This is a genomic window from Pseudomonas sp. MYb193, assembly GCF_002966775.1.
In the GTDB taxonomy this organism is placed as follows: Bacteria; Pseudomonadota; Gammaproteobacteria; order Pseudomonadales; family Pseudomonadaceae; genus Aquipseudomonas; species Aquipseudomonas paracarnis.
Genome location: NZ_CP023269.1, coordinates 4,366,703 through 4,392,770 on the forward strand (window position 1 = coordinate 4,366,703; position 26,068 = coordinate 4,392,770).

A 26,068-nucleotide genomic window follows, 5' to 3' on the forward strand; every position below is an offset into this window, starting at 1 on the left:
ATGAAGGCATTTTCCATCGAACGGTACGGCAAGCAGCCCGGCCGCCTCATCGAGGCCCCCGCGCCTGTTGTGGGTGAACATGACGTGCTGGTTCAGGTGCGGGCCAGCAGCGTTAATGTGCTGGATGCAAAGATCGCCAAGGGCGAATTCAAACTGATCCTGCCCTATGCGATGCCGTTGACACTCGGCAATGACCTGGCCGGCGTGGTGCTCAGCGTCGGCGCGGCGGTACGACGCTTCAAGCCGGGGGACGAAGTCTACGCCCGCCCGCCCCAGCAGCGTATCGGCACCTTCGCTGAGTTGATTGCCGTGCACGAAGACGCACTGGCGCGCAAACCCGACAACATCACCATGGAGCAAGCCGCGGCCCTGCCCCTGGTCGCGCTCACGGCGTGGCAGGTGCTGGTGGAAACCGCGAAGCTGAAGAAAGGCCAGAAAGTGTTCATTCATGCGGGCTCAGGCGGAGTGGGCAGTATCGCCATTCAGCTGGCCAAGCATTTGGGCGCTTTTGTCGCCACCACCACCAGCACCGCCAATGTCGAGTGGGTCAAGGCGTTGGGCGCGGATGTAGTGATCGACTACAAACAGCAAGCCTTCGAGGCCGTGCTGCGGGATTACGATGTGGTGCTGAACAGCCTGGGCCCAGATGCGCTGGCCAAGTCACTGAAGATTCTCAAGCCCGGCGGTCAGCTCATCTCCATCTCCGGGCCGCCGACACCCGCCTTCGCCCGCGCCCAGAACCTGCCCTGGGTATTAGGCCTGGTCATGGGCCTGTTGAGCAGCGGTATCCGCAGGAAAGCACGCAAGCAAGGCGTGAGCTATGAGTTTGTCTTCATGCGTGCCAGTGGCGCACAACTGGATGAAATCACCGCGCTGGTCGAGTCCGGCAGTCTCCGGCCGGTTATCGACCGTACCTTTCCATTCGAATCCACAGCGGCGGCCCTGGACTATGTCGAACAAGGCCGCGCCAAAGGCAAGGTGGTGATCACGATGGAGACGGCACCGCCCGACGCACACCCAGCCGGCTGATCCAAACCGCCCCCAGAATCACCAGACCGCCCAGGGCCAAACGGCCCAGCGGTTCGTGCTGGTTCCAGATCAGCAGGTTCAGCAGCAACCCCACCGGCACATGCAGGTTGTTCATCACCGCCAGGGTGCCGCCATTGACCAGGCAAGCACCCTTGTTCCACCAGTACATGCCCAGCGCGGTGCTGACCAACCCGAGGAACACCAGCACCCCCCATTGCAGCGGCGCTTGCGGCAGGAAGTCAGCCTTGCCGAACAGCAGGAATGCCGGCAACACCACCAACAAGGCACCCAGGTAGAAATAACCGAAACGCCGGAAGTGCGGCTGGTCACTGGGATAACGCGCCACCAGGTGCTTGTACATGACTTGCCCGGCGGCGTAGGTGAAGTTGGCCAATTGCAGCAGCAAGAACCCCATCAGGAAGTGCGGGGTGATCTGATCGAAACGAATCACCGCCGCACCGCCCACCGCCACCAGGGCCGCCACCAGCGCCCAGGGATTGAAGCGGCGATTAAGCGCGTCCTCGATCAGGGTCACATGCAGCGGCGTGAGGATGGTGAACAGCAGCACTTCCGGCACCGTCAGCACGCGAAAGCTCAGGTACAGGCAGACGTAGGTCACGCCGAACTGCAATGCACCGATCACCAACATGCCGCGCATGAACGCGGGCTCCACCGAGCGCCAGCGCGTCAGCGGGATAAAGATCAGCCCGGCCAGCACCACGCGCACCAGCACCGCAAAGTAGCTGTCGACGTGACCGGCGAGGTATTCGCCGATCAAGCTGAAGGAAAATGCCTGAATCAGGGTGACAACCAGTAGATAGCCCATGCGCGCCTCGTTTCGAATGGGCGCGACATTAAAGCTTTTTGGGGGTTGAAGAAACTCGGCGCAAAAAAAACCCGACCTCGCTAAAGCGGCAGTCGGGCAGGAGCACTCAGGAGCAAAAAGTGCAAAGGGAGGTTCGATACGCGTACTTGAAGGGTTTGCGTGGGGCTATATAAGCAGCACGGGATTATCTGACGATTAACGCCTCAGGCCACCTGGGCCAGCAGTGCCTTGGCGTGATTGACGCCCTTCTCCTGGAAGTCGCCGCCCAGGTTGACGCCTTCGGCGTGAATGAAGGTGACGTCATGAATGCCAATAAATGCCATGACCTGGCGCAGGTACGGTTCCTGGTGATCCGAGGTAGCACCCGTGTGAATACCGCCGCGTGCGGTGAGCACGATGGCGCGCTTGCCGGTCAACAGGCCCTGGGGCCCAGTGGCGGTGTATTTGAAAGTCACACCGGCCCGCAACACGTGATCCAGCCAGGCTTTGAGGGTGCTGGGGATAGCGAAGTTGTACATCGGCGCGGCCATCACCAACACGTCGGCGGCCAGCAGTTCGTCAGTCAACTCGTTGGAGCGGTCCAGGGACACCTGTTCGTCGTCGTTACGCTGCTCCGCCGGTTTCATCCAACCGCCCAGCAGGTTGGCATCCAGGTGGGGTACCGGATTGAGCGCAACGTCGCGCACGGTGATACGGTCTGCCGGATAGGCGACTTGCCATTGGCTGATGAACTGTTGGGTGAGCTGGCGGGAAATGGAATCCTGCTGGCGCGCACTGCTTTCGATGATCAGAACATTGGACATGGCTTCGTAGGCTCCATCGGTAATTGCTGTAAGTCGATGGAGAGAAGGTTAACCAGGGCCTATTCGATAAAAAAGCGCAAAAAACTGCTACAACCCATCTAGAAATTCGTTTATAAGCGGAGTATTCCTGTGGGCATGCCCCGCTACCGCTTTATTTTGGCGCGCAGTCCAAGGCAATGCGCATCTTGATGATGGCGCGGTTGAACTTGACCGTGGTGTTGGTGCTTTTGCCTGCCGGCACAGTCACGGTGCGACGGCGTGGCGATTCCGGGCCGTTGGTGAAGGTAACCTTGCACACCGCGTCCTGGGTACCGTAGTTGTTCAGCTGGATCGAACTGATGTCGCCGTCCACATCGGAGGCGGTGTAATCAATGCTCACGCCATCGATCTTTTTCGTCACGTCGATAGGGTAGGCAAACGCGCTCATCGGCAGCAGCGCCAGCAACACACAACACAATTTTCTCATTCGGCAGTCTCCAATAAGGACCGCCAGCTTAGGACAAGAGGAGCTCATCTTGAAAGCGCCCCGCGTTACCCTCGATCAATGGCGCACCTTGCAAGCCGTGGTCGATCATGGCGGCTTTGCCCAAGCCGCCGAAGCGCTGCACCGTTCGCAATCTTCAGTGAGCTACACCGTAGCGCGCATGCAGGACCAACTCGGTGTCCCCTTGCTGCGTATCGACGGGCGCAAGGCGGTGCTGACCGAGGCCGGTGAAGTGCTGCTGCGCCGATCCCGCCAACTGGTGAAAAACGCCAGCCAACTGGAAGACCTCGCCCATCACATGGAGCAGGGCTGGGAAGCCGAAGTGCGCCTGGTGGTGGATGCCGCCTACCCCAGCGCACGCCTCGTTCGCGCGCTGACCGCCTTTATGCCCCAAAGCCGTGGCTGCCGGGTGCGCCTGCGCGAAGAAGTGCTGTCCGGTGTCGAAGAGTTGCTGCTCGACGGCATGGCGGACCTGGCCATTTGCGGGTTTATCATCCCGGGCTACCTGGGCACGGAAATGAGCGATGTGGAGTTTGTCGCCGTGGCCCACCCCGATCACTCGCTGCATCGCCTCAACCGTGAGCTGAGTTTCCACGACCTGGAGAGCCAGATGCAGGTGGTGATCCGTGACTCGGGCCGCCAGCAACCTCGCGACGTCGGCTGGCTCGGCGCCGAACAGCGCTGGACTGTCGGCAGCCTCGCTACCGCCGCCACCTTCGTCGGCAGCGGCCTGGGCTTTGCCTGGCTGCCCCGGCACATGATCGAGCGCGAACTCAAGGAAGGCGTGCTCAAGCAGCTTCCCCTGGAAAAAGGTGGCAGTCGCAACCCGACGTTTTACCTGTACTCCAACAAAGACAAACCCTTGGGGCCCGCCACGCAGATCCTCGTGGAATTGCTGCGCACCTTTGACACCGCTCCCCTGGACGCGCCCTTCGCCGCTCCCCAACAAGCCTGAAACGGAGTTCATCCATGGCCTGGTTCGATCATGAAGGCTGCAGCCTGCATTACGAGGAATACGGCCATGGCACCCCCCTGATCCTGATCCACGGCCTGGGCTCCAGCAGCCAGGATTGGGAACTGCAAATACCGGTACTCGCCCGCCACTACCGCCTGATCGTGGTTGACGTGCGCGGCCATGGTCGCTCGGACAAACCCCGGGAGCGCTACAGCATCAAAGGGTTTACCTTCGACCTGGTCGCCCTGATCGAACACCTGGACCTGCCAGCGGCCCACGTGGTGGGTTTATCCATGGGCGGCATGATCGCCTTCCAACTGGCGGTGGATGAACCCCTGCGGGTCAAGAGCCTGTGCATCGTCAACAGCGCGCCTGAGGTCAAGGTGCGCAGTGCCGACGACTATTGGCAGTGGGCCAAACGCTGGACCCTGGCCCGCGTGCTCAGCCTGGGCACCATCGGCAAGGCCTTGGGCGATCGGCTGTTCCCAAAACCTGAGCAGGCCGACCTGCGCCGCAAGATGGCCGAACGCTGGGCAAGCAACGACAAACGTGCTTATCTCGCCAGCTTCGACGCCATTGTGGGCTGGGGCGTGCAGGAACAACTGTCGAGAATTGCCTGTCCAACCCTGGTCATCAGCGCCGACCATGACTACACCCCCGTGGCGCAGAAAGAAATCTATGTAAAACTGCTGCCCGATGCGCGGCTGGTGGTCATCGAAGATTCCCGCCATGCCACGCCCTTGGATCAACCCGAGGTCTTTAACGCGACCTTGCTCGAGTTTCTAAAGACCGTCGAAACCACTACCCAGGATCACTGACCCATGCTGAAAAAAATCGCCTTCTTTGCCGGTTCCGCCCTGTTCGCTGCCAACCTGATGGCGGCCGAGCCGGCCAAGGCGCCACACGTGCTGCTCGACACCACCAACGGCCAGATTGAAATCGAACTGGACCCGGTCAAGGCGCCCATCAGCACCAAGAACTTTTTGACCTATGTCGACAAGGGCTTCTACACCAACACAATCTTTCACCGCGTGATCCCAGGCTTCATGGTCCAGGGCGGCGGGTTCACCCAGCAAATGGCGCAAAAGCCGACCGAAGCGCCGATCAAGAACGAAGCCAGCAATGGCCTGCATAACGTGCGTGGCACCTTGTCCATGGCTCGCACCAATGACCCGAACTCGGCCACCAGCCAATTCTTCATCAACGTGGCCGACAATGCTTTCCTCGACCCGGGCCGCGATGCCGGTTATGCCGTGTTCGCCAAAGTGGTCAAGGGCATGGACGTGGTCGACATCATCGTCAACTCCCAGACCACCACCAAGCAAGGCATGCAGAACGTGCCTATCGATCCTGTGATCATCAAGTCGGCCAAGCGCATCGACTGAGGTCTGCAGGCAGCTTTGCACGGTGCCCGCATGGCACCGTGCACCTTTGAAAGGAGAGCCCGCCCGGCGGGCGTCAAACCCAATGCTCTATCGTCGCTTTGAACAACTGATCGATATTTTCCGCGACGCCCCCAGCGCGGCCCCTCCCGAAAAAGTCCTGCCCTTCTATCTTTATTACCTGCGCCAGGTGTGGCCGTGCTTCGCCGCACTGCTGGTGGTGGGGCTGGTCGGCGCCCTGATCGAAGTTGCGTTGTTCAGCTACCTGAGCCGCATCATCGACCTGGCCCAGGGCACGCCACCAGCGAATTTTTTCCAGATCCACAGCGCAGAGCTGATCTGGATGGCCGTGGTCGCCCTGTTGTTGCGCCCGCTCTTCAACGGCCTGCATGACTTGCTGGTGCACCAGACCATCAACCCTGGCATGACCAGCCTGATTCGCTGGCAGAACCACAGCTACGTGCTCAAGCAGAGCCTGAATTTCTTTCAAAACGATTTCGCCGGGCGCATCGCCCAGCGGATCATGCAAACCGGCAACTCCTTGCGTGACTCGGCGGTGGCGACCGCGGAGGCTATCTGGCACGTGTCGATCTACGCCATCAGTGCCCTGGTGTTGTTTGCCGAGGCCGACTGGCGGCTGATGATTCCGCTGATCACCTGGATCGTTTGCTACAGCCTGGCCCTGCGTTACTTCGTACCTCGGGTGAAAGAACGCTCGGTGGTCTCCTCGGAGGCGCGCTCCAAGTTGATGGGCCGAATCGTCGACGGCTACACCAATATCACCACTTTGAAGCTGTTCGCCCATACGCAGAACGAACAGGAATACGCCAAGCAAGCGATCATCGAGCAGACCGAAAAAACCCAACTGGCCGCACGCGTGCTCACCAGCATGGACACCGTGATCTGTATTCTGAACGGCCTGCTGATTGTCACCACTACTGGCCTGGCCCTGTGGCTGTGGACCCAGTCGCTGATTTCCGTGGGCGCGATTGCCCTGGCCACCGGCCTGGTGATCCGCATCGTCAACATGTCCGGCTGGATCATGTGGGTGGTCAACGGCATCTTCGAAAACATCGGCATTGTGCAAGACGGCCTGAAGACCATCGCCCAGCCACTGGCCGTTATCGATCGTGAAAACGCTCCGCGCCTGACGGTACCCCACGGCCAGGTACGCTTTGAGCAAGTGGACTTCCACTACGGCAAGAAGAGCGGAATCATTGGCGGCCTCAACCTCGAGATCAAGGCCGGGGAAAAGATCGGCTTGATCGGCCCATCCGGCGCGGGCAAGTCGACGCTGGTCAACCTGCTGCTGCGCCTTTACGACCTGCAGGGCGGGCGCATCCTCATCGACGGCCAGGACATCGCCGAGGTCGCCCAGGAGAGCCTGCGCGCACAAATCGGCATGATCACCCAAGACACCTCGTTGCTGCACCGCTCGATCCGCGACAACCTGCTGTATGGCAAGCCCGACGCGACAGACGAAGAACTGTGGGCGGCGGTGCACAAGGCCCGCGCCGATGAATTCATCCCGCTGCTGTCGGATTCCGAGGGCCGCACCGGGCTGGATGCCCATGTGGGTGAACGCGGGGTGAAACTCTCCGGCGGGCAACGCCAACGTATCGCTATCGCCCGCGTGCTGCTCAAGGACGCGCCGATCCTGATCATGGACGAAGCCACCTCCGCGCTGGACTCGGAAGTGGAAGCGGCGATCCAGGAGAGCCTGGAAACCCTGATGCAGGGCAAGACGGTGATCGCGATTGCACACCGGTTGTCGACCATCGCACGAATGGACCGCCTGGTGGTGCTGGAAAAAGGCCAGATTGCCGAAAGCGGCAGCCATTCCGAGTTGCTGGCATACGGCGGGCTTTATTCGCGGTTATGGCAGCATCAGACCGGGGGGTTTGTCGGCATAGACTGATTTTGCTGGGTAAAGCCCCGCTCAATTCCGAACAATTCTGACAGCTTTCTCTATCTGGCTGGTCTTGCGACACAATCCTGCTGTACTGCAATCAGGCCCCAGGATGGCCCTGATTTAAGGCAGCAGGGAAGCCACACAGACCGTTAATCAGATAGAGCAATCTAAGGAAGTGTTCATGTCACTGTTCAAACGTTCCGTAACGGAAGGACTGGGTACGTTTTGGCTGGTGTTGGGTGGCTGCGGGAGTGCGGTGTTGGCCGCAGCGTTCCCCAACGTCGGCATCGGCCTGCTCGGCGTATCCCTGGCCTTTGGGCTCACGGTGCTCACCATGGCATTTGCCATCGGGCATATCAGCGGCTGTCACCTTAACCCGGCCGTCTCGGTGGGGTTGGTGGTCGGCGGCAGATTCCCGGCCAAGGAGTTGCCGGCCTACATCGTGTCGCAAGTGATCGGTGGCGCCATCGCCGCCGCACTGCTGTACTTCATCGCCAGCGGCAAACCCGGGTTCGAACTGGCCTCCGGGCTGGCAAGCAATGGTTATGGCGAGCATTCACCCGGTGGTTATTCAATGGCGGCAGGCTTTGTCTGTGAGCTGGTGATGACGGCGATGTTCGTGCTGATCATCCTTGGCGCCACCGACCGTCGAGCCCCGGCAGGCTTCGCGCCCATCGCCATTGGCCTGGGGCTGACGCTGATCCACCTGATCTCCATCCCGGTGACCAACACCTCGGTCAACCCGGCCCGCAGCACAGGGCCTGCGTTGATTGTCGGCGGCTGGGCGCTGCAGCAATTGTGGCTGTTCTGGCTCGCGCCGATCCTCGGCGCGGTGATCGGCGGCATTACGTACCGATGGTTGGGTGCAGAAAAAACCGCTTGACCCAATCCCTGCAGGAGCGAGCTTGCTCGCGAAAAACGCCAACGATGACGCAGTGCTTATAGCTGTAAACCCGCGTCGTCTGCACGTTCTTCGCGAGCAAGCTCGCTCCTACAGGGTGTTTTACTGGCTGACTTCAATTGAATGCGCTTCAACCTTGGTGGGCTTGCATGTACTGACGCAACAATTGATTAATACGTGTCTGATATCCGGTGCCTTGGCCTTTGAACCACTCCAGAACATCGGCATCCAGTCGAATGGTCACGGCCTGCTTCACCGGAACACGTAACTCGGCGCGTCGAAAAAATTCGGCGTCCAGCTCAGGAATATCGCTGGTGTCGATTTCTTTATCATTCATGTTGGCCAGGCGCTCCCAATCAGTTTTCGATGTTTGCGTCATAGTATTTGGCCTCCTTCTTGGTTGCTTTTCGCGCAGATATGATACGGATCACATCACCACACCGCTCGGTATATACGACCACACCCATTAACAATTTGATCCAGCCAATACTGATCCAACGCTCTTCGCCATAATCTGCCCGATCATCGCGCAAGGCCAGCATTGGATGCCGAAAAATATCTGGGACGTCGTTAAAGTCGATGCCGTGCTTAGAAATATTGGCTTTGTTCTTAGATTCATCCCACTCAAAATGCATGACACATCCTGTATGTACGTCTGTACATACAGATTAGCGGTTTTATTGTTAGTCAGCAGGGTTGCCAGACCGATGGTTCAGACCTGCCGATAAGGCAGGGCCGCCCTCGCCTCTTCGGCATACGCCAGAATCCCGACCCGTTCGCGCTCAAGAAAATCTTCCACAGCGTTCTTCAACCCAGGGTGGCGCAGGTAGTGCCATGACCGCGTAATCACCGGCTCAAACCCGCGAATCAATTTGTGCTCACCCTGGGCACCCGCATCGAAGCGTTGCAGGCCGTGAGCGATGGCGTAGTCCATGCCTTGGTAGAAACAGGTCTCGAAATGCAGGCGGTCGAACTCCGCCAGGCAACCCCAGTAGCGGCCGTAGAAGCTGTCGCCACCGATCAGGCTGAAGGCCATCGCCACCGGGCGCGTGCCTTGTTTGGCCAAGACTACGCGTATGGCTGCGGGCATGCGCTCAGCCAACAGGCTGAAAAATGCGCGGGTCAGGTAGGGCGATTGCCGACGCACCGCGTAGGTGTTGGCGTAGCAGGCGTAAACAAAATCCCACTGGGATTCGCTCAGCTCATGGCCTTGCAACCACTCGAACTCGATACCCTGCCCTGCCACTTGTTCGCGCTCTTTGCGCATCTGTTTGCGCTTGCGTGAACTCAGGGCGTCAAGGAAATCCTGGAAGTCGCGATAACCACGGTTCTGCCAATGAAACTGACAACCCAGGCGTTGCAACCAACCGGGGTGTTGGGCCATGGCTTCATCGGCGAGGGCATCGGTAAAGTTGATATGGGCGCTCGACAGGCCCTCGATCTCCAGATACCCCGGCAGGCTATTAAGCAATTCGAAAGCGTCTGCGGCACTGGCAGCCAATACGCGCGGCCCACCGACCGGGCTGAACGGCACGGCCGTCAGCAACTTGGGGTAATAGTCGATGCCGGCGCGCTCGCAAGCGTCGGCCCAGCCGTGATCGAACACGTACTCGCCATAAGAATGCCATTTGCGATAACCCGGCAATGCCGCCATCAACCGGTCGCCTTCCCAGTGCAGCAAGTGCTCCGTCTGCCAGCCCGAATGCGGGCCGATGCTGGCGCTGTCTTCCAGCGCACTGAGAAACCCATGCTGCATAAACGGCTGGGCCTGTGGCATCAGGGCATCCCACGTGTGCGCAGCGATATCGGACAGGCTGTCCAGGCGTTGCAGCGGCATCGGCATCCTCATCGTTTCTTGGCATGAAAACCTGGGGAGTATCGCTGATCACAGCCGCGCACACATCCTCAAAACACGCGGACAGACGTCAAAACCCTTAGTTCCGTAGCGTAACGATTTGTCATCTAGATGAAATCACTTAGCCACTACTCCGTCATAAACGGTCGCGATACTGACGCCAGTTTTTAGAGCGTCCGGGTCTACCGGGCGACATTTTTTCCGTCCGTCATGGGTCGGTTGTGTCCTGGAGGGTGTTGCCCTCCCTCCTCACTTTCGGAGATTGATATGCGTCTTGCTTCCACTAAAACTGCGGCGGTCCTGTGTGGCGGCCTGTTGCTGGCACTGAGCGTTCCGGCCAGCGCTGCAGTCGACGCTAAATTGCTCGACATGCTCAAGGCCAACGGCCAGATCACCGCGGCACAGTACACCGAACTGCAAATGGAACTGGCCAGGGATCAGAAAGAGCAGCAGATCGCACGCCAGGCTCAACAAGAGACCAACGAGCAGATCGCGGCCACTGCGAAAAAAACCAACGAGCTGAGCAGCTTCGACCAGAAATTGGCTTGGGCAGCCAAGACCCAGTTCAAGGGTGACGTGCGCTTCCGCCAGGAAACCATCAAGATCGACGGCGAGCCCAACAACGGTGGGCGTGACAAGGACCGTCAACGTATCCGTGCCCGCCTGGGTGCCTACACCGAAATCAACCCGCAAGTGGACACTGGTATCCGTATCGCCACCGGCGGCGGCGATGATGCACGCTCCACCAACCAGGACCAGGATGGTTACTTCGATAAGAAGTCGATCTGGCTGGACCTCGGCTACATCGACTACCACCCGGACCAGATCAAGAACCTGCACGTGATCGGCGGCAAGATGCTGCAGCCGTGGGTGAACATGGGCGATGTGATCTGGGATAGCGACATCAACCCTGAAGGCCTGGCCGTCACCTACAAATACCCACTGGGTAGCAGCGCTGAGCTGTTCGGCAGCCTGGGTAACTACAACCTCAAGGACAACGTGGACGGTGACGGCGTGCAATTTCGCCATGACCTGCGCCTGACGTCCGGCCAGTTGGGCACGCGGTTCTCGGTCACCGACAACCTGAAAATGACCTTGGGCGGCAGTATCTACGCCTACAAGAATGACGAGGACAGCCGCTGCACAACCACCACCACGCCTTGCGCACTGGCGGTCAACGGCAACTCGGCCAACAATGAATTCCGCCTGTACGAAGGCTTTGCGCAAGCAGACATCGGTGGCCTGGCCGTGCCGCTGTCGTTCTACGGCCAATACGTGAAAAACAACGATGCGGTGACCGACCAGGACACCGCCTGGTTGCTGGGTGCCAAGTCCAAGGTGTTCGGTTTGAACCTGGACTACAACTACCGCGACGTTCAACGTAATGCCGTCGTAGGCGCCTTCACCGATTCGGACTTCGCCAACGGCACCACCGGCTCGCGCGGTCACAAGATGAAAGTCAGCTACGACATCGACAAGAACTTCGCCATTGGCGCCACCTACTTCCTGACCAAGGCTGACTTCGCCAGCCGGACCCAGCGGGATGCCGATACCAACACCTTGCAGCTGGATGCTGAAGCCAAGTTCTAACGCTTAACATGTAGGAGCGAGCAAGCTCGCTCCTATGTATGGACTCGCCCCCACTTTCAACCCGCTTTTCAAACATTGGTACCCGGTTGCATCTATGTATCAGGCCTATCCGAGGAAGCTCCAAACAGCTTCTGGCCAACATTGGATCAGCTCGCGATCTGCCCATTACAAAAAGGCCTCAAGGGCCGGTAGGAGCGCAGGCATCAATTCGCGACGGTCTGACCAGGGGTCAATGTTCGTTAGCACGGGTTGGAGCGGCTAAACGCCCCGGTGGCAGAACTCTGTAAATCAGTGGCTCATCGCAGCCTCCTGACTATTGCCTGGCTGACGTCGATAAGTTTGGTCGTTTTGCAAGAGCCGCCAGAGGATACGCAGATTGCGGTTGGCCAAACGCACCGCCGCCTCCTTGCGCCCTAGGCGAGATACCCAACGCTGTAGCCGCTGGTCGTCTGGCTGTTCTGAATCCGGTCGCACCTGTCTTAACACGGCGTGGGCCCCCTGGACCGCCAGACTGCGCAAATACGCATCACCCTTCTTGCTCATCTTGCCGAGCCGGATTTTTTCTCCGCTGCTGTGCTGGCTGGGCACCAGCCCGAAGTAGGCGGCGAACTGTCGGGCATTTGCGAAGCGTTCAGGCTCAGTCTGCTTGGCCAACAGTGCTGTGGCTATGATCGGGCCAACTCCGCGCACCGTCATCAATCGCTTGGCTGTCTCATCGTTCTTCGCCGCTGTTTCGAGCCGACCGGTCAACACGTTGACGCGTTCGCCCAAATGAACCCATTCAACTAGCAGTTCGGCGATTAGTTCGCGCAGCAAATCGGGTAATGGCTGAGTGGCGTCTTCCAGTATTCGCGGGATACGTTGGCTGATGGCCATTTCGCCTTGGGGCATGGATACTCCCTGCTCCAGCAGTAAGCCGCGCATCTGATTACCGACTGCCGTACGTCGCCGTATATATCCCTGTCGGGCCCGATGCAGCGCTTGCATTGCGAGCGCCGCCGCACTTTTGACCGGTACGGCAGATATCCTGCAGTCGCGTCCAGCACGCAGGATCGCCAACGCATCGTTGCGATCATTTTTCGGACCGCTGCGATGAGTGGCCACATGCTGAGCCGGTAGGATGCGCACTGAATTGCCCTGCGTTTGCAGCAATCGCGCCCATGCCTGAGCACCTGGCCCGGTTTCCACCAGTACCGTCACGCTTGCTGGAAGCTTAAGAAGAAAGGCTTGAAAGGCCTCGCGTGACTTAATCCGATCCTCGAATATCACCTGGCCAAGCGCATTCTCGCCGGCAACCTGGAAGACCTTTTTGGCAAGGTCTACCGCAACGTTTACGCAAGTAGATACATCGGCTGACAAAGACTGATTGATCGTCGTATGCTTTTTCATGGGCTCGCCCTCGCTGTCGTTGGCTTCTATAAGAATGCCACCGTGGCGCATAGACGCCTCGGCTTGGGCGAGTCCATCTAATTACATGATGTCTTTACGCCGCTCGGCGGCCAGTTGTTCGGCCAGCGCATCAACACCCTCCACCGGCTCCTGCGGCATACGCTTGAGCGTTGCCTGCATCAGGCGCATCTGACGGATAAAGCGCCGGCAGTTCGGACAAAACATCAAGTGATGACGCACCAGCAGACGCTCCCGAAAGGTCAATTGCCCATCGAGATAGTCACTGGAACGCGCTACTTGTTCTTTACAGGTCAACATTCGCCCGTTTCCTCAAAATGCTCCACCGTGGCGAAGACTTTAAGCCGCGCTCGATGCAACAGCACACGGACGTTGGAGAGTGAAAGGGTCAGAAGATTACAGATTTCTTCCAGTTCCAGGCCCTGGCGTTCACGCAGTACCAGCACACTGCTTTGCAATTCGGACAAACTCAGAATCGTATGCTCCAGGCATTTGCGCAGTTCATCTTCGGTCAGCAGCGCTTCCGGGGTGTCCTGGTGCCAGGCATACGGGGCGACAGCCCAATGGCCATCATCTGGGCTGAAGCGATCATCACCAATGGTGCCGTGGGGTGAAGGCAAATCGTCGAGCAGTACTTCCCGACGATTCTGTTTATAACGACCTTTGGCAGCGTTGGCGGTAATGGTCAACAGCCACGTCTTCAGGCTTGATCGCCCTTCGAACCTGGCCAGGTTGCGTACCACTGAAACCCAGGCGTCTTGCACGATTTCATCGGCGTGGCGCTGGCCAACGATGGCATAGGCCACCGCCCGCATTGCGCTCTGATAAGTGGTGACCAATTCCTTATAGGCCCGCTGCTCCCCCTTGAGCAGGCGTTCAAGCAGGTGCGCGTCGTCCGCTGCTGGCATCGTTTACCTCAATCTTGCCGTGGAAATACGGTCAATGTGGGAGCTGGCTTGCCTGCGATCCAGACAACTCGGTGATTCAGGCACACCGAGCCGATGCCTTCGCAGGCAAGCCAGCTCCCACAGTTGACCGCCTCCGGCCACACACTCAGCGTTTGCGCAGGATCACACTGCCAATCGAATACCCGGCGCCAAAGGAGCTGAGTACGGCAACCGCGCCCTTGGGCAGGTCATCCTGATAAGTGTGAAACGCAATCACCGAGCCGGCCGAGCTGGTATTGGCGTAAGTATCGAGGATCACTGGCGCTTCTTCCACCGACGCGTCGCGCCCCAGCAGTTTTTTCACGATCAGGTGGTTCATGCTCAGGTTGGCCTGGTGCAGCCAGAAACGCTTCACATCAGTCACGCTCAGCTGGTTTTCTGCCAAGTGTTCGCCGATCAATTCGGCCACCATCGGGCAAACATCACGGAATACCTTGCGGCCTTCCTGCACGAATAGCTTGTCGGGGGCGCCGATGCCCTCTTCCGCCGTGCGGTTGAGAAACCCGAAGTTGTTGCGAATGTTGTTGGAAAACTTGGTCAGCAGCTTGGTGCTCACCACATCGAACTGATGTTCGGACGTCGCCAGGTCAGCACGCTCCAGGATCACCGCCGTGGCGGCATCACCGAAGATAAAATGGCTGTCACGGTCACGAAAGTTCAGGTGGCCGGTGCAGACTTCCGGGTTGACCATCAGGATCGCCCGGGCTTGGCCCAACTGGATGCTATTGGCCGCGTTCTGGATGCCGAAGGTGGCCGAGGAACACGCCACGTTCATGTCGAAGCCGAAACCCTGAATACCCAAGGCTTCCTGGACTTCAATGGCGATCGCCGGGTAGGCACGTTGCAGGTTGGAGCAGGCGACAATCACGCCATCAATGTCGGCGGCGGTCTTGCCGGCGCGCTGCAGGGCTTGTTCGGCGGCACCGATGGCCATCTGGCAAAGCACCGACCATTCGTCGTTGCTGCGCTCGGGCAGGCGCGGCGCCATGCGCTGCGGATCGAGGATGCCGTCTTTGTCCATCACAAAACGGCTCTTGATGCCGGATGCCTTTTCGATGAATGCCGCGCTCGACTCGGTCAGCGCCTGCACCTCGCCACGTTCGATAGCGGCGGCGTTGTCGGCGTTGAACTGTTGTACGTAGGCATTGAAAGACTGCACCAGCTCTTCGTTGGAGATGCTGTTGGCCGGGGTGTACAGGCCGGTGCCGCTGATGACGACGTTATGCACGGTCGTTCCTCTAAATCTGTCAGGCAGAAGATATTGGTACCGTCGTACCAAAATTAAAGTCGTTTGATGTCATCCAGCGGGCATCAAACTGGCAATGCTTTTATTCAATCTTGTAACCGCGAAGTTTGCCACAACCCCGGGGGTTTGGCGCTATAGCGCCAGACAATCACCTCAATGGCCCTGCCCGGTTCTGAAACCGGGGTAATTTCAGGGCTCTACCTGACACCACTGCTTGCTCAAGCGCTTATCGGAAATCGGCACCTTGGTGCCCAACTGCTGGGCAAACAACGACACTCGGTATTCCTCCAGCCACCAGCGGTATAGCTCCAGCTGCGGGTCGCGCTTGCCTTCTTGGGTGTGTTTGTTCAGGCGGTTCTGGTACTGCGCCCACAGGCCGCCCAATTCGCTGCTCCACACGCGGTCCTTTTGCACCTGGCTCGGCAGTTTTTCCAGGCGCAGTTCGATGGCCTTGAGGAAACGCGGCAGTTCCTTGAACCACTGGGCCGGGGTTTCCCGCACAAAACCTGGATACACCAGGTTGCTCAGTTGCTGCTTGATATCGTTCAAGGCCACGGCCTGGGCCAGATCGATCTTGCCTTTGAAGCGTTTTTGCAGGCCGTGCCAGAGCTTCAGCACTTCCAGGGTCAGGCGCGCCAAGCGTTCGGCGTGCTCGGTCCAACTGCCGCGCTTGCGTTCAGCCAAGGCTGCCAGGCCAGCGCCGTCCCGTGGCAGGCTATCTTCGCCTTCAAGTACGCAGGTATCGAGGCTGGCCAGCAGGATGTCTTCCACCAGCGTGTCGATACGCCCCAGTTCACGGTACATCAAGCCCAACTCGGTCAAGCCCGGCAATTTACCGCGCAGGAATTTCGCCGGTTCCGCCAATTGCTGCATCAGCAGGCGCTGCAAGGCGCGACGGTGCTGGAACTCGGCTTCGGCGGCAGTCGAGAAGCGCCCCTCCTTGACCGTGCCGTTCTCTTCCACCAGTGCCGGGTACACCGTCATCGATAGGCCGGCGATGTTCTGCTGGGTTTTTTCCGCCACCGCCGCAAACACCTTGGCCTCCACCGGCTGCTGGCTTTTCGCGGTTTGCGGCACGGCCAAGGCCGCCTGGCTGGCTTCGGCGAACCGTGCGGTGAGCTCGGCCAGGTCACGGCCTTCACCGAGGAACTTGCCCTGGCCGTCGACCACTTCCAGGTTCATCTTCAGGTGATTCTCCACCTGTTGCGCCGCCTCGGCCCACGCTTCATCGCTGACCCGCGCACCGGTCATGCGCAGCAATTCACGCCCCAGCGCCTGGGGCAGCGAGCCCTGGCCGAATTCGATGCGTTGCAGCGCGGCCTTGACGAAGTCCGGCACCGGCACGAAGTTTTTGCGCAACGCCTTGGGCAAGTTGCGCACCAGAGCGATGCACTTGGCTTCGATCAACCCCGGCACCAGCCACTCCAGGCGCTCGGCTGGCAAGGCCGGCAACAAAGGCGCCGGCACCCGCAGGGTCACGCCGTCACGGGGGTGGTTGGGTTCGAAGTGGTAACTCAAGGCCAGGGCCAGGTCGCCCAAGTGCAAGGTGTCCGGGTAATGCGCGGCGGTGACTTCACTGGCCTCGCGGGCCAATACATCTTCTTCGCGCATGATCAGCAGTTGCGGGTCTTTCTGGCTGTTGACCTTGTACCAACTGTCAAAGGTGGCGGTCTGGTGAATCTCTGCAGGCAGGCGCGCATCGTAGAAGGCGTACAGGGTTTCTTCATCGGCCAGGATGTCGCGACGGCGAGCCTTGGCTTCCAGCTCGTCGAGTTGCTCCAGCAGTTTCTGGTTGGCCGTCAGGCACTTGGCACGGGACTGAATCTCGCCGCGCACCAGGCCTTCACGAATAAACAACTCACGGGACACCACCGGGTCAATCGGCCCGTAATGCACCGGCCGGCGCCCGACCACGATCAGCCCGAACAGGGTGATCTGCTCAAAGGCCACCACCTGGCCGCGCTTCTTCTCCCAATGGGGTTCGAAGTGGTTTTTCTTGATCAGATGCCCGGCCAGCGGCTCGATCCAGTCGGCGTCGATTTTCGCCACCATGCGTGCATAGAGCTTGGTGGTTTCCACCAGTTCGGCGGTCATCAGCCATTGCGGGCGCTTCTTGCCGATGCCCGAAGACGGGTGAATCCAGAAGCGACGCTGGCGCGCGCCGAGGTAATCGCCGTCTTCGGTCTTCTGGCCAATCTGGCTGAGCAAGCCGGACAGTACCGCTTTATGCAGCTTCGGATAGTCCGCGGGCTCTTTGTTGAGGCTCAGCTGCATGTCGCGGCAGATCAGGCTCAATTGACGATGGGAGTCGCGCCACTCGCGCAGGCGCAAGTAGTTGAGGAAGTTTTTGCGGCACCAGTTGCGCAACGGGCTGGCGGTCAGTTCCTGGCGCTGCTCCTCGAAACCGCGCCACAGGTTGACCAACCCGGCGAAGTCCGAATCCGGGTCTTTCCACTGTGCGTGGGCCTGGTCGGCCGCTTGTTGACGCTCCGGTGGGCGCTCGCGCGGGTCCTGGATCGACATGGCGCTGGCGACGATCAACACTTCCTGCAAACTGCCCAGCTTGGCCGCTTCCAGCAACATGCGGCCCATGCGCGGGTCCACCGGCAAGCGGGCAAGCTGGCGACCCAACGGCGTGAGCTGGCTGTTGCGGTCTACCGCCGAGAGTTCTTGCAGCAGGTTGAAACCGTCGCTGATGGCCTTGCCATCCGGCGGTTCGATAAACGGGAAATCGGTGATCTCGCCCAGGCGCAGGTGCAGCATCTGCAGGATCACGGCAGCGAGGTTGGTGCGCAGGATTTCCGGGTCGGTAAATTCCGGGCGCCCGATAAAATCTTCTTCGCTGTACAAGCGCACGCAAATACCCGGCTCAACCCGGCCGCAACGGCCTTTACGCTGGTTGGCGCTGGCCTGGGAAATCGCCTCGATGGGCAAACGCTGCACCTTGGCGCGGTAGCTGTAGCGGCTGATGCGCGCCGTGCCGCTGTCGATCACATAGCGAATGCCCGGCACCGTCAGCGAGGTTTCCGCGACGTTGGTCGCCAGTACCACGCGCCGGCCCGGGTGGGACTGGAAAATGCGCTGCTGCTCGGCCGGCGACAGCCGTGCGTACAACGGCAAAATCTCGGTGTGCTTGAGTTGGGCCTTGCGCAGCATGTCGGCCGCGTCACGAATCTCGCGCTCGCCGGGCAGGAACACCAACACGTCGCCGGGGCTGCGCCGTTCGCTGCGCTCATAGGCGGCGATTTCATCGAGGGTGGCGAGGATCGCCTGGTCGACGGTCAGGTCGTCCTCGACGCGGTTGCCCTCCTCGTCCTGTTCCAGGGTGAGTGGGCGATACCAGGTGTCCACCGGGAAGGTACGGCCGGACACCTCGACAATCGGCGCATCGTCGAAGTGCTTGGAAAAGCGCTCCAGGTCGATGGTGGCCGAAGTGATGATGACTTTCAGGTCGGGGCGGCGCGGCAACAGGGTCTTGAGGTAGCCGAGCAGGAAGTCGATGTTCAGGCTGCGTTCGTGGGCTTCGTCGACGATGATCGTGTCGTAGCGCTCGAGGTAGCGGTCGTTCTGGGTTTCGGCCAGCAGGATGCCGTCGGTCATCAGCTTGATCAGGGTGTTGGAGTCACTCTGGTCTTCGAAGCGCACTTGGTAACCGACCAGCGCACCCAATGGCGTGGCCAGCTCTTCAGCGACACGGCTGGCGACACTGCGCGCTGCGATCCGGCGTGGCTGGGTATGGCCGATCAGGCCGAACTGGCCGCGGCCGATTTCCAGGCAGATTTTCGGCAACTGCGTGGTTTTACCCGAGCCGGTTTCACCGGCGATGATCAGCACTTGGTGCTTGTTCAGCGCGTCCTTGATCTCATCGCGCTTGGCGGCAATCGGCAGGCTGTCGTCGTAGCGAATCACCGGCAGGCTGGCGCGCCGCGCCGTGACCTGGGCGCACGATGCCTGCATGCGCGCCACCCACTGCGCCAGCTTCTCCTCATCGGGCTTCTTGCGCAGCTCAAGCAACTGCCGGCGCAAGCGGTGGCGGTCGGCGAGCATGGCGTGATCGAGGGTTTTGAGCAGTTGGTCGATGGTGGGTGCTTGGTCTGTCATCAGCTATTTCGACGGTCATCTATTTATGCACGGCCGGCAAGTGTGGCAGAAAAGCAGCCGAGCGGGCAGCCGGTTGAGCTGCAACGGGAGTAAACCGCTCCCACAGGGAGGGAATGGGTTATAGCGGGTCTTTTCGGCGGTAGGGGAACACGTCGATAACCTTGCCGGCACGAATCGCGTCCTGCAGGCCCTTCCAGTAGTCAGCGTTGTACAACTCGCCATGCAGCTCATCGAACAACCGGCGCTGCCCGGCGTCGGCAAACAGGAACGGCGGGAACTCTTCGGGGAACACATCCAGCGGGCCGATGGAGTACCAGGGCTCGGAGGCCATTTCATCCTCGGGGGTGCGCGGCGCGGGGATATGGCGGAAGTTGGCTTCGGTGAGAAAGCAGATTTCGTCGTAGTCGTAGAACACCACGCGGCCGTGGCGGGTGACGCCAAAGTTCTTCAGCAACATGTCGCCGGGGAAGATATTCGCCGCCGCCAGTTGCTTGATCGCCAGGCCGTAATCCTCCAATGCTTCGCGCACCTGAGCGGGGTTGGCGTTGTCGAGGTAGAGGTTGAGCGGGGTCATGCGTCGCTCGGTCCAGCAGTGGCGGATGAGCACGGTGTCGCCCTCCACTTCGACGGTACCGGCGGCGACTTCCAGCAGCTCGGCCAGGCACTCGGGCTCGAACTTGCTCAAGGGGAAACGGAAGTCGGCGAACTCCTGGGTGTCGGCCATGCGCCCTACCCGGTCGACGCTTTTCACCAGACGGTACTTTTCGATCACCGTGGCGCGGTTGACGTTTTTTGACGGCGAGAAGCGGTCCTTGATGATCTTGAACACCGTATTGAAACCCGGCAGCGTGAACACGCTCATGACCATGCCACGCACGCCGGGGGCCATGATGAACTGGTCATCGGTGGTGGCCAGGTGGTTGATCAGCGCGCGGTAGAACTCGGATTTGCCGTGCTTGTAGAAACCGATGGAGGTGTACAGCTCGGCAATGTGTTTGCCCGGCAGGATGCGCTTGAGAAAGCCAATGAATTCCGCAGGCACGGGCACGTCGACCATGAAATAGGAACGGGTGAACGAGAAGATGATCGACACGTCGGCTTCGTCGGTGATCAACGCATCGATCTGGATGCCTCGCCCTTCGCGGTGCAGCAGCGGAATCACCAGCGGCCATTGTTCGTCGCGGGTGTAGATGCGCCCCACGAGGTAGGCGCCTTTGTTGCGGTACAGCACCGAGGAAAACAACTCGACCTTGAGGTCCGGGTCCTTGCACACCCAATCCGGCAGGTTTTCCCGCAACTGGGCTTCGAGGCGGCGCAGGTCGGCGGGCAGGTCGGCGTAGGGCTCGCTGAAGCTGTAGTCAGAGAAGACCTGCGCCAGCATCTCCGCTATTTTACCGGCCGGCGTGTAGATACGGGTTTGCGCCGCCCGCGCCCGGCGCAGGCTAGGCCGGGTGGTATGGATGAACATGCAGCCGTCACTGATCAGGTCATGGCTGAACAGGCCGCAGAAGATCGAGTTGTACCAGGTCTCGGACAGCTCATCGTCAAAGCGCAGGTCGATCAAGCCAATATAAGCGCTTTTTACCAAGGGCCACTGGCCGATGTCCTGCAATCCCGCAGGGTCGAAACTGGCGCGCAGACGAGTAGTCACCTCAGCGACTTTTTCCTCATAGAGGTTGATGCGCGCCGCCGACGCGGCCTGCCCCTGCTGCCACTGGGCCTTCTCGAAACGCTCACGGGCGCCATCGGTGATCTGGCGGAAGTGCTCACGGTAATCGTCGAAACCGTCGAGGATCATCCGGGCGATAGCGAGGGCGGACTGCGACATGCGGGAAACCTCGAACGGGTATCTGGAAGCCCAGAGCTTAGCCAGTGAACCGAGGCAGGAGAAGAATGATTTTGCATGGGGGCAAACTGACTGCAATTAGCCATTGTGCCGACCTGCCCGCTGGGCAACACTTCTGCGCCCGATTGACATAGGAGTTTTCCGTGAGACCTGTTGACACCCTGTATCTGCTGGGGCTGGCTGCCATCTGGGGCGCGAGTTTCCTGTTCATGCGCATCATCGCGCCGGAAATCGGCACGGTGCCCACCGCGTTTTTCCGCGTGTCGATTGCCGCCGCGGGTTTACTGGTGATCCTGGCGATGCTGCGCGTGAGCTGGGATTTCCAAAGCAAGTTCAAGACGGTCCTGCTGCTGGGCGTGATCAACTCGGGGATTCCCGCGACGATGTACTCGGTGGCGGCGCAGGTACTGCCAGCGGGTTATTCGGCGATTTTCAACGCCACCACACCGCTGATGGGTGTGCTGATCGGCGGATTGTTTTTCAGCGAACGCCTGACGCCGTCGAAAATAGCGGGGGTGGCCTTGGGTCTGCTTGGTGTTGCCGTGCTCACCCGCGCAGGGCCGGTGGCATTTGATCTGGAACTGTTAATGGGCGCATTAGCGTGCCTGCTGGCGACCACCTGCTATGGCTTCGCCGGTTTCCTGGCGCGACGCTGGCTGGATCAGCGCGGCGGGTTGGACAGTCGTCTCTCTGCCTTGGGCAGTATGCTGGGTGCTACGTTGTTTTTGCTGCCGTTCTTCGCCTTCAGCGCCATCACCCAGCCACCGGCGAGTTGGGGCGGCTGGCAGGTGTGGGTGTCGCTGCTGGGCTTGGGGCTGGTGTGTACTGCGTTCGCCTACATCCTGTACTTCCGCCTGCTGTCATCCATCGGCCCGGTCAAGTCGATGACCGTGACCTTCATGATTCCGCCGTTCGGCGTGTTGTGGGGTGCGTTGTTGTTGGATGAGCCGCTGTCCATGGCCCACCTGTATGGCGGTGTGCTGATTGCCGGGGCGTTGTGGTTGGTGCTGCGCCCGCAAAAACTGTAGGAGCGACCAATCTCGCTCCTATGTATGGACTCGCCCCCACTTTCAACCCGCTTTTCAAACATTGGTACCCGGTTGCATCTATGTATCAGGCCTATCCGAGGAAGCTCCAAACAGCTTCTGGCCAACATTGGATCAGCTCGCGATCTGCCCATTACAAAAAGGCCTCAAGGGCCGGTAGGAGCGCAGGCATCAATTCGCGACGGTCTGACCAGGGGTCAATGTTCGTTAGCACGGGTTGGAGCGGCTAAACGCCCCGGTGGCAGAACTCTGTAAATCAGTGGCTCATCGCAGCCTCCTGACTGTTGCCTGGCTGGCGGCGATACGTCTGGTCGTTCTGCAAGAGCCGCCAGAGGATACGCAGGTTACGGTTGGCCAAACGCACTGCCGCCTCCTTGCGCCCCAGACGAGATACCCAACGCTGTAACCGCTGGTCGTCGGGCTGCTCTGAATCCGGTCGTACCTGTCTTAAAACGGCGTGGGCACCCTGGACCGCCAGACTGCGCAAATACGCATCACCCTTCTTGCTCATCTTGCCGAGCCGGATTTTTTCTCCGCTGCTGTGCTGGCTGGGCACCAGCCCGAAGTAGGCGGCGAACTGTCGGGCATTTGCGAAGCGTTCAGGCTCAGTCTGCTTGGCCAACAGTGCTGTGGCTATGATCGGGCCAACTCCGCGCACCGTCATCAATCGCTTGGCTGTCTCATCGTTCTTCGCCGCTGTTTCGAGCCGACCGGTCAACACGTTGACGCGTTCGCCCAAATGAACCCATTCAACTAGCAGTTCGGCGATTAGTTCGCGCAGCAAATCGGGTAATGGCTGAGTGGCGTCTTCCAGTATTCGCGGGATACGTTGGCTGATGGCCATTTCGCCTTGGGGCATGGATACTCCCTGCTCCAGCAGTAAGCCGCGCATCTGATTACCGACTGCCGTACGTCGCCGTATATATCCCTGTCGGGCCCGATGCAGCGCTTGCATTGCGAGCGCCGCCGCACTTTTGACCGGTACGGCAGATATCCTGCAGTCGCGTCCAGCACGCAGGATCGCCAACGCATCGTTGCGATCATTTTTCGGACCGCTGCGATGAGTGGCCACATGCTGAGCCGGTAGGATGCGCACTGAATTGCCCTGCGTTTGCAGCAATCGCGCCCATGCCTGAGCACCTGGCCCGGTTTCCACCAGCACCGTTACGCTTGCTGGAAGCTTAAGAAGAAAGGTTTGAAAGGCCTCTCGTGACTTAATCCGATCCTCGAATATCACCTGGCCGAGCGCATTCTCGCCGGCCACTTGGAAGACCTTTTTGGCAAGGTCTACCGCGACGTTTACGCAAGTAGATACATCGGCTGACAAAGACTGATTGATCGTCGTATGCTTTTTCATGGGCTCGCCCTCGCTGTCGTTGGCTTCTATAAGAATGCCACCGTGGCGCATAGACGCCTCGGCTTGGGCGAGTCCATCTAATTACAGGGGTGGGTTTATTACTTACGGAATACAAACACCAAGCCGACGATGATCAACGCCATTCCCAGCACGCTCAACAAGGCCAGGCGATTGCCAAAGATCAGGTAGTCCATCACCGCCGTCACTGCTGGCACCAGGTAGAACAGGCTGGTGACATTCACCAGGTTGCCCCGGGCGATCAGGCGGTACAGCAACAACGTCGCCAGCACGGACACCACCAGCCCCATCCACAGGACCGGCAGGTAAAAACGTGCACTGTGTTCAAAGTGGAACGGCTGGAACGGCACGAACACTCCGCACAGCAACAGCCCGGCCAAGTATTGCAGTGGCAGCGTGCCCAAGGGGTTGTCGGTGATGCGCTTTTGCATGATCGAGCCAAACGTCATGCTCGCCAGCGCCAGCAGCCCGAACACCATCCCGACCAGGGACATGCCCGCCAACCCGATGCCCTGGTACACCACCATGATCAAGCCAGCCAACCCCAACCCCAGGCCGAACAGCCGGCGCCAGGAGCGTTGGCGCTCCATCAGCACCACGGTGAGGATCGGCTGCACACCCATGATGGTCGCCATCACCCCAGGGGTGACGTTGAGGTCCAGGGCCAGCAGATAGAAAATCTGATAGGCCCCCAGCAAGACCAGGCCCGTCGCCGCCGCATACAGCAGCGGCTTGCCGGGACGTGGCAGCTTCAACTTGAGGAGCGGCACCAGCACTACCAACCCCATCAGGGCGATGGCAAACCGGATCAACAGAAAGGCAAAGGGCGAAGCATGGGCCAAGCCCAACTTGGAGAAGATCGCCCCGCTGCTCCACAGCAAGACAAACACGCTCGTCGAGGCCGCCGCGGCCACGGATTGTTTCGAAAGCACAGACATGGTTACCACCTGTTATCAGGCAAAAAAGCCGACTCAGTAAAAAACTGAATTTCAGTAGGTTTTTTTCAGGCAGGCACGGGCAACAGCGAATCGCTGATCAGCCCGAAATGCCAACACCCGGCGGTGATACGACTGCGTACACCGGCGTGCTACTGACAGGTGGGGGGTAATGACTGATCTGCGCAGGCTGCTTGCCACGGCACGGCACGACCACGGCGTTGACCGCTGAATCGACTACCGCTATGCGCTGGGAAGCTGGCATGTGCTGATCTTTTTGAAGGGATATAAAGACGCGACGACTATAACCAGCCGCAAACATACTTTGCAATCCTTTCCCCCTTGCCTTGTACATGGAGGCGTTTTCATGCCCTAGAACCTGGCCACTCGCTATAATGCCGCCCGGATTTTTCGAAGGATTTCACATGACTGCTTTGCCCTGGCTGTACCTCACCCTACTTTCCATTGGCTATGTCGTGGCTTTGATCTACGGCCAACTGGGCGTACTGGCGGCGGTCTCCATCGCACTGCTGCTGGCGGCCGGGTACGCCGTACGACAGCAACGCAACCCTTGGGCACGCTACCTGGGCCACGGCTTGTTTATCGTCCTGGCCCTGGGCCTGGTGATGCACTGGCTGCCGGGTTTCTATAACGGTCGCGGTATCGCGCCCCAGCGTTTTACTCCGGACTCAGTGCCCTTCTCGATGTACCTGAACCAGGACAAACCCCTGATAGGCTTCTGGCTGTTGCTGGCCTGCCCGTGGATTGTGGCGCGACGTTCATTGCGCCTGTCGATCTGCGTCACCGCCCTGGCACTGACACTGACCGCCATCGCCGTATTGGGTGGGGCCGCACTGATGGGAATGATCAGTTGGGCACCGAAATGGCCGGACCAGGCATGGCTGTGGGTACTCAATAACCTGCTGCTGGTGACGCTGGTGGAAGAAGCGCTGTTTCGTGGCTATGTTCAGGGCGGCCTGAGCCAACGCTTCAAACACTTGCCCTACGGCGAGAACCTCGCGCTGCTGCTGTCCTCGCTGTTATTCGGCCTGATGCATTGTGGTGCGGGTTGGCAATGGGTGACGCTGGCCAGTATTGCCGGGGTCGGTTACGGCCTGGCGTATCGCTTTGGCGGGCTGGGCGCGGCGATTGCCACGCATTTTGGCTTGAATCTGCTGCATTTCGGCTTGTTCACCTACCCGATGCTGGCCAGCTAAGCCTGCCCGACTGTAAGAACGAGCTGTTGTGGCGAGGGAGCTTGCTCCCGCTCGGGTGCGTAGCGCCCGCAAGTTGTTTGGGGCCGCTTCGCAGCCCAGCGGGAGCAAGCTCCCTCGCCACAGTCGGCACTCTGCTCCCAGGATTGTTGCAAAAATAAGTTAAATAAATACCCAGCATGGCCGATACCCCCTGAAAGCCTTGCGGATTGAA

Annotated in this window: 23 protein-coding genes; 9 read left to right on the plus strand and 14 right to left on the minus strand. The window is 59.7% G+C overall.

Going from position 1 to position 26,068, the window contains the following annotated elements; all coding sequences use genetic code 11:
* Positions 1-1,029, plus strand: coding sequence for an NADP-dependent oxidoreductase (locus CLM72_RS19850; RefSeq protein ID WP_105227702.1), 1,029 nt, complete (start codon positions 1-3; stop codon positions 1,027-1,029).
* Here CLM72_RS19850 and CLM72_RS19855 read toward each other — a convergent pair.
* The 3 genes from CLM72_RS19855 to CLM72_RS19865 form a co-directional block, all read right to left on the minus strand.
* Entirely contained in the window at positions 986-1,855 is an 870-nt protein-coding gene (locus CLM72_RS19855) for a carboxylate/amino acid/amine transporter (protein ID WP_034136149.1), read from the minus strand. The genes CLM72_RS19850 and CLM72_RS19855 overlap by 44 nt on opposite strands.
* Before the next feature lie 203 nt (positions 1,856-2,058).
* Entirely contained in the window at positions 2,059-2,658 is a 600-nt protein-coding gene (locus CLM72_RS19860; protein ID WP_105227704.1) for an FMN-dependent NADH-azoreductase, read from the minus strand.
* A gap of 151 nt (positions 2,659-2,809) precedes the next feature.
* Positions 2,810-3,124 (minus strand): 3-phosphoglycerate kinase, encoded by a 315-nt coding sequence (locus CLM72_RS19865; protein WP_034128295.1) that lies wholly within the window; start codon positions 3,122-3,124, stop codon positions 2,810-2,812.
* A 49-nt stretch (positions 3,125-3,173) separates the two neighbouring features.
* Between CLM72_RS19865 and CLM72_RS19870 the strand changes: the two genes are divergently transcribed.
* The 5 genes from CLM72_RS19870 to aqpZ all read left to right on the plus strand — a co-directional run bounded on the left by CLM72_RS19870 (position 3,174) and on the right by aqpZ (position 8,274).
* Entirely contained in the window at positions 3,174-4,097 is a 924-nt protein-coding gene (locus tag CLM72_RS19870) for a LysR family transcriptional regulator (protein WP_003193120.1), read from the plus strand.
* A gap of 14 nt (positions 4,098-4,111) precedes the next feature.
* Positions 4,112-4,915 (plus strand): alpha/beta fold hydrolase, encoded by an 804-nt coding sequence (locus tag CLM72_RS19875; RefSeq protein ID WP_105227706.1) that lies wholly within the window; start codon positions 4,112-4,114, stop codon positions 4,913-4,915.
* A 3-nt stretch (positions 4,916-4,918) separates the two neighbouring features.
* Complete coding sequence (locus tag CLM72_RS19880; RefSeq protein WP_105227708.1) at positions 4,919-5,482, plus strand: peptidylprolyl isomerase; 564 nt, start codon at positions 4,919-4,921, stop codon at positions 5,480-5,482.
* Between the two features lie 82 nt (positions 5,483-5,564).
* Positions 5,565-7,397 (plus strand): ABC transporter ATP-binding protein, encoded by a 1,833-nt coding sequence (locus CLM72_RS19885; protein WP_073527169.1) that lies wholly within the window; start codon positions 5,565-5,567, stop codon positions 7,395-7,397.
* A gap of 175 nt (positions 7,398-7,572) precedes the next feature.
* The gene (gene aqpZ / locus CLM72_RS19890) at positions 7,573-8,274 is read left to right on the plus strand and encodes an aquaporin Z (protein ID WP_044275039.1); all 702 of its coding nucleotides are present in this window, start codon (positions 7,573-7,575) and stop codon (positions 8,272-8,274) included.
* Between the two features lie 148 nt (positions 8,275-8,422).
* On the opposite strand, the gene CLM72_RS19895 is transcribed toward aqpZ, so the two are convergent.
* From CLM72_RS19895 to CLM72_RS19905, 3 genes are all read right to left on the minus strand, one after another.
* Entirely contained in the window at positions 8,423-8,671 is a 249-nt protein-coding gene (locus tag CLM72_RS19895; protein WP_032895852.1) for a BrnA antitoxin family protein, read from the minus strand.
* On the minus strand, positions 8,649-8,927 hold the full coding sequence (locus tag CLM72_RS19900; protein WP_003193132.1) for a BrnT family toxin: 279 nt from the start codon (positions 8,925-8,927) through the stop codon (positions 8,649-8,651). Before CLM72_RS19900 ends, CLM72_RS19895 begins: the two co-directional genes overlap by 23 nt.
* Before the next feature lie 77 nt (positions 8,928-9,004).
* Positions 9,005-10,129, minus strand: coding sequence for a GNAT family N-acetyltransferase (locus tag CLM72_RS19905; RefSeq protein WP_105229175.1), 1,125 nt, complete (start codon positions 10,127-10,129; stop codon positions 9,005-9,007).
* Positions 10,130-10,414: 285 nt separating this feature from the next.
* On the opposite strand from CLM72_RS19905, the gene CLM72_RS19910 reads away from it, so the two are divergent.
* Positions 10,415-11,737, plus strand: a complete 1,323-nt coding sequence (locus CLM72_RS19910; RefSeq protein ID WP_003193136.1) for a putative porin — start codon at positions 10,415-10,417, stop codon at positions 11,735-11,737.
* 288 nt (positions 11,738-12,025) lie between these two features.
* On the opposite strand, the gene CLM72_RS19915 is transcribed toward CLM72_RS19910, so the two are convergent.
* The 6 genes from CLM72_RS19915 to aceK all read right to left on the minus strand — a co-directional run bounded on the left by CLM72_RS19915 (position 12,026) and on the right by aceK (position 21,266).
* Complete coding sequence (locus CLM72_RS19915; protein ID WP_105229078.1) at positions 12,026-13,126, minus strand: IS110 family transposase; 1,101 nt, start codon at positions 13,124-13,126, stop codon at positions 12,026-12,028.
* A gap of 81 nt (positions 13,127-13,207) precedes the next feature.
* Positions 13,208-13,444: an anti-sigma factor gene (locus tag CLM72_RS19920; RefSeq protein WP_014719432.1), complete on the minus strand. Its 237-nt coding sequence runs from the start codon at positions 13,442-13,444 to the stop codon at positions 13,208-13,210.
* Positions 13,438-14,052, minus strand: a complete 615-nt coding sequence (locus CLM72_RS19925; RefSeq protein WP_105227710.1) for an RNA polymerase sigma factor — start codon at positions 14,050-14,052, stop codon at positions 13,438-13,440. Before CLM72_RS19925 ends, CLM72_RS19920 begins: the two co-directional genes overlap by 7 nt.
* Positions 14,053-14,197: 145 nt before the next feature.
* The gene (locus CLM72_RS19935; protein ID WP_105227714.1) at positions 14,198-15,319 is read right to left on the minus strand and encodes a beta-ketoacyl-ACP synthase III; all 1,122 of its coding nucleotides are present in this window, start codon (positions 15,317-15,319) and stop codon (positions 14,198-14,200) included.
* 207 nt (positions 15,320-15,526) lie between these two features.
* Positions 15,527-19,438: an ATP-dependent RNA helicase HrpA gene (gene hrpA, locus CLM72_RS19940; RefSeq protein ID WP_105227716.1), complete on the minus strand. Its 3,912-nt coding sequence runs from the start codon at positions 19,436-19,438 to the stop codon at positions 15,527-15,529.
* Between the two features lie 118 nt (positions 19,439-19,556).
* Positions 19,557-21,266 (minus strand): bifunctional isocitrate dehydrogenase kinase/phosphatase, encoded by a 1,710-nt coding sequence (gene aceK / locus CLM72_RS19945; RefSeq protein WP_105227718.1) that lies wholly within the window; start codon positions 21,264-21,266, stop codon positions 19,557-19,559.
* A gap of 161 nt (positions 21,267-21,427) precedes the next feature.
* On the opposite strand from aceK, the gene CLM72_RS19950 reads away from it, so the two are divergent.
* Entirely contained in the window at positions 21,428-22,312 is an 885-nt protein-coding gene (locus CLM72_RS19950; RefSeq protein ID WP_105227720.1) for a DMT family transporter, read from the plus strand.
* 274 nt (positions 22,313-22,586) lie between these two features.
* On the opposite strand, the gene CLM72_RS19955 is transcribed toward CLM72_RS19950, so the two are convergent.
* Complete coding sequence (locus CLM72_RS19955; protein ID WP_105229176.1) at positions 22,587-23,687, minus strand: IS110 family transposase; 1,101 nt, start codon at positions 23,685-23,687, stop codon at positions 22,587-22,589.
* 98 nt (positions 23,688-23,785) lie between these two features.
* Positions 23,786-24,643 (minus strand): DMT family transporter, encoded by an 858-nt coding sequence (locus tag CLM72_RS19960; RefSeq protein WP_105227722.1) that lies wholly within the window; start codon positions 24,641-24,643, stop codon positions 23,786-23,788.
* A 422-nt stretch (positions 24,644-25,065) separates the two neighbouring features.
* Between CLM72_RS19960 and CLM72_RS19965 the strand changes: the two genes are divergently transcribed.
* Positions 25,066-25,857, plus strand: coding sequence for a CPBP family intramembrane glutamic endopeptidase (locus CLM72_RS19965; RefSeq protein WP_105227723.1), 792 nt, complete (start codon positions 25,066-25,068; stop codon positions 25,855-25,857).
* Positions 25,858-26,068: the final 211 nt, after the last annotated feature.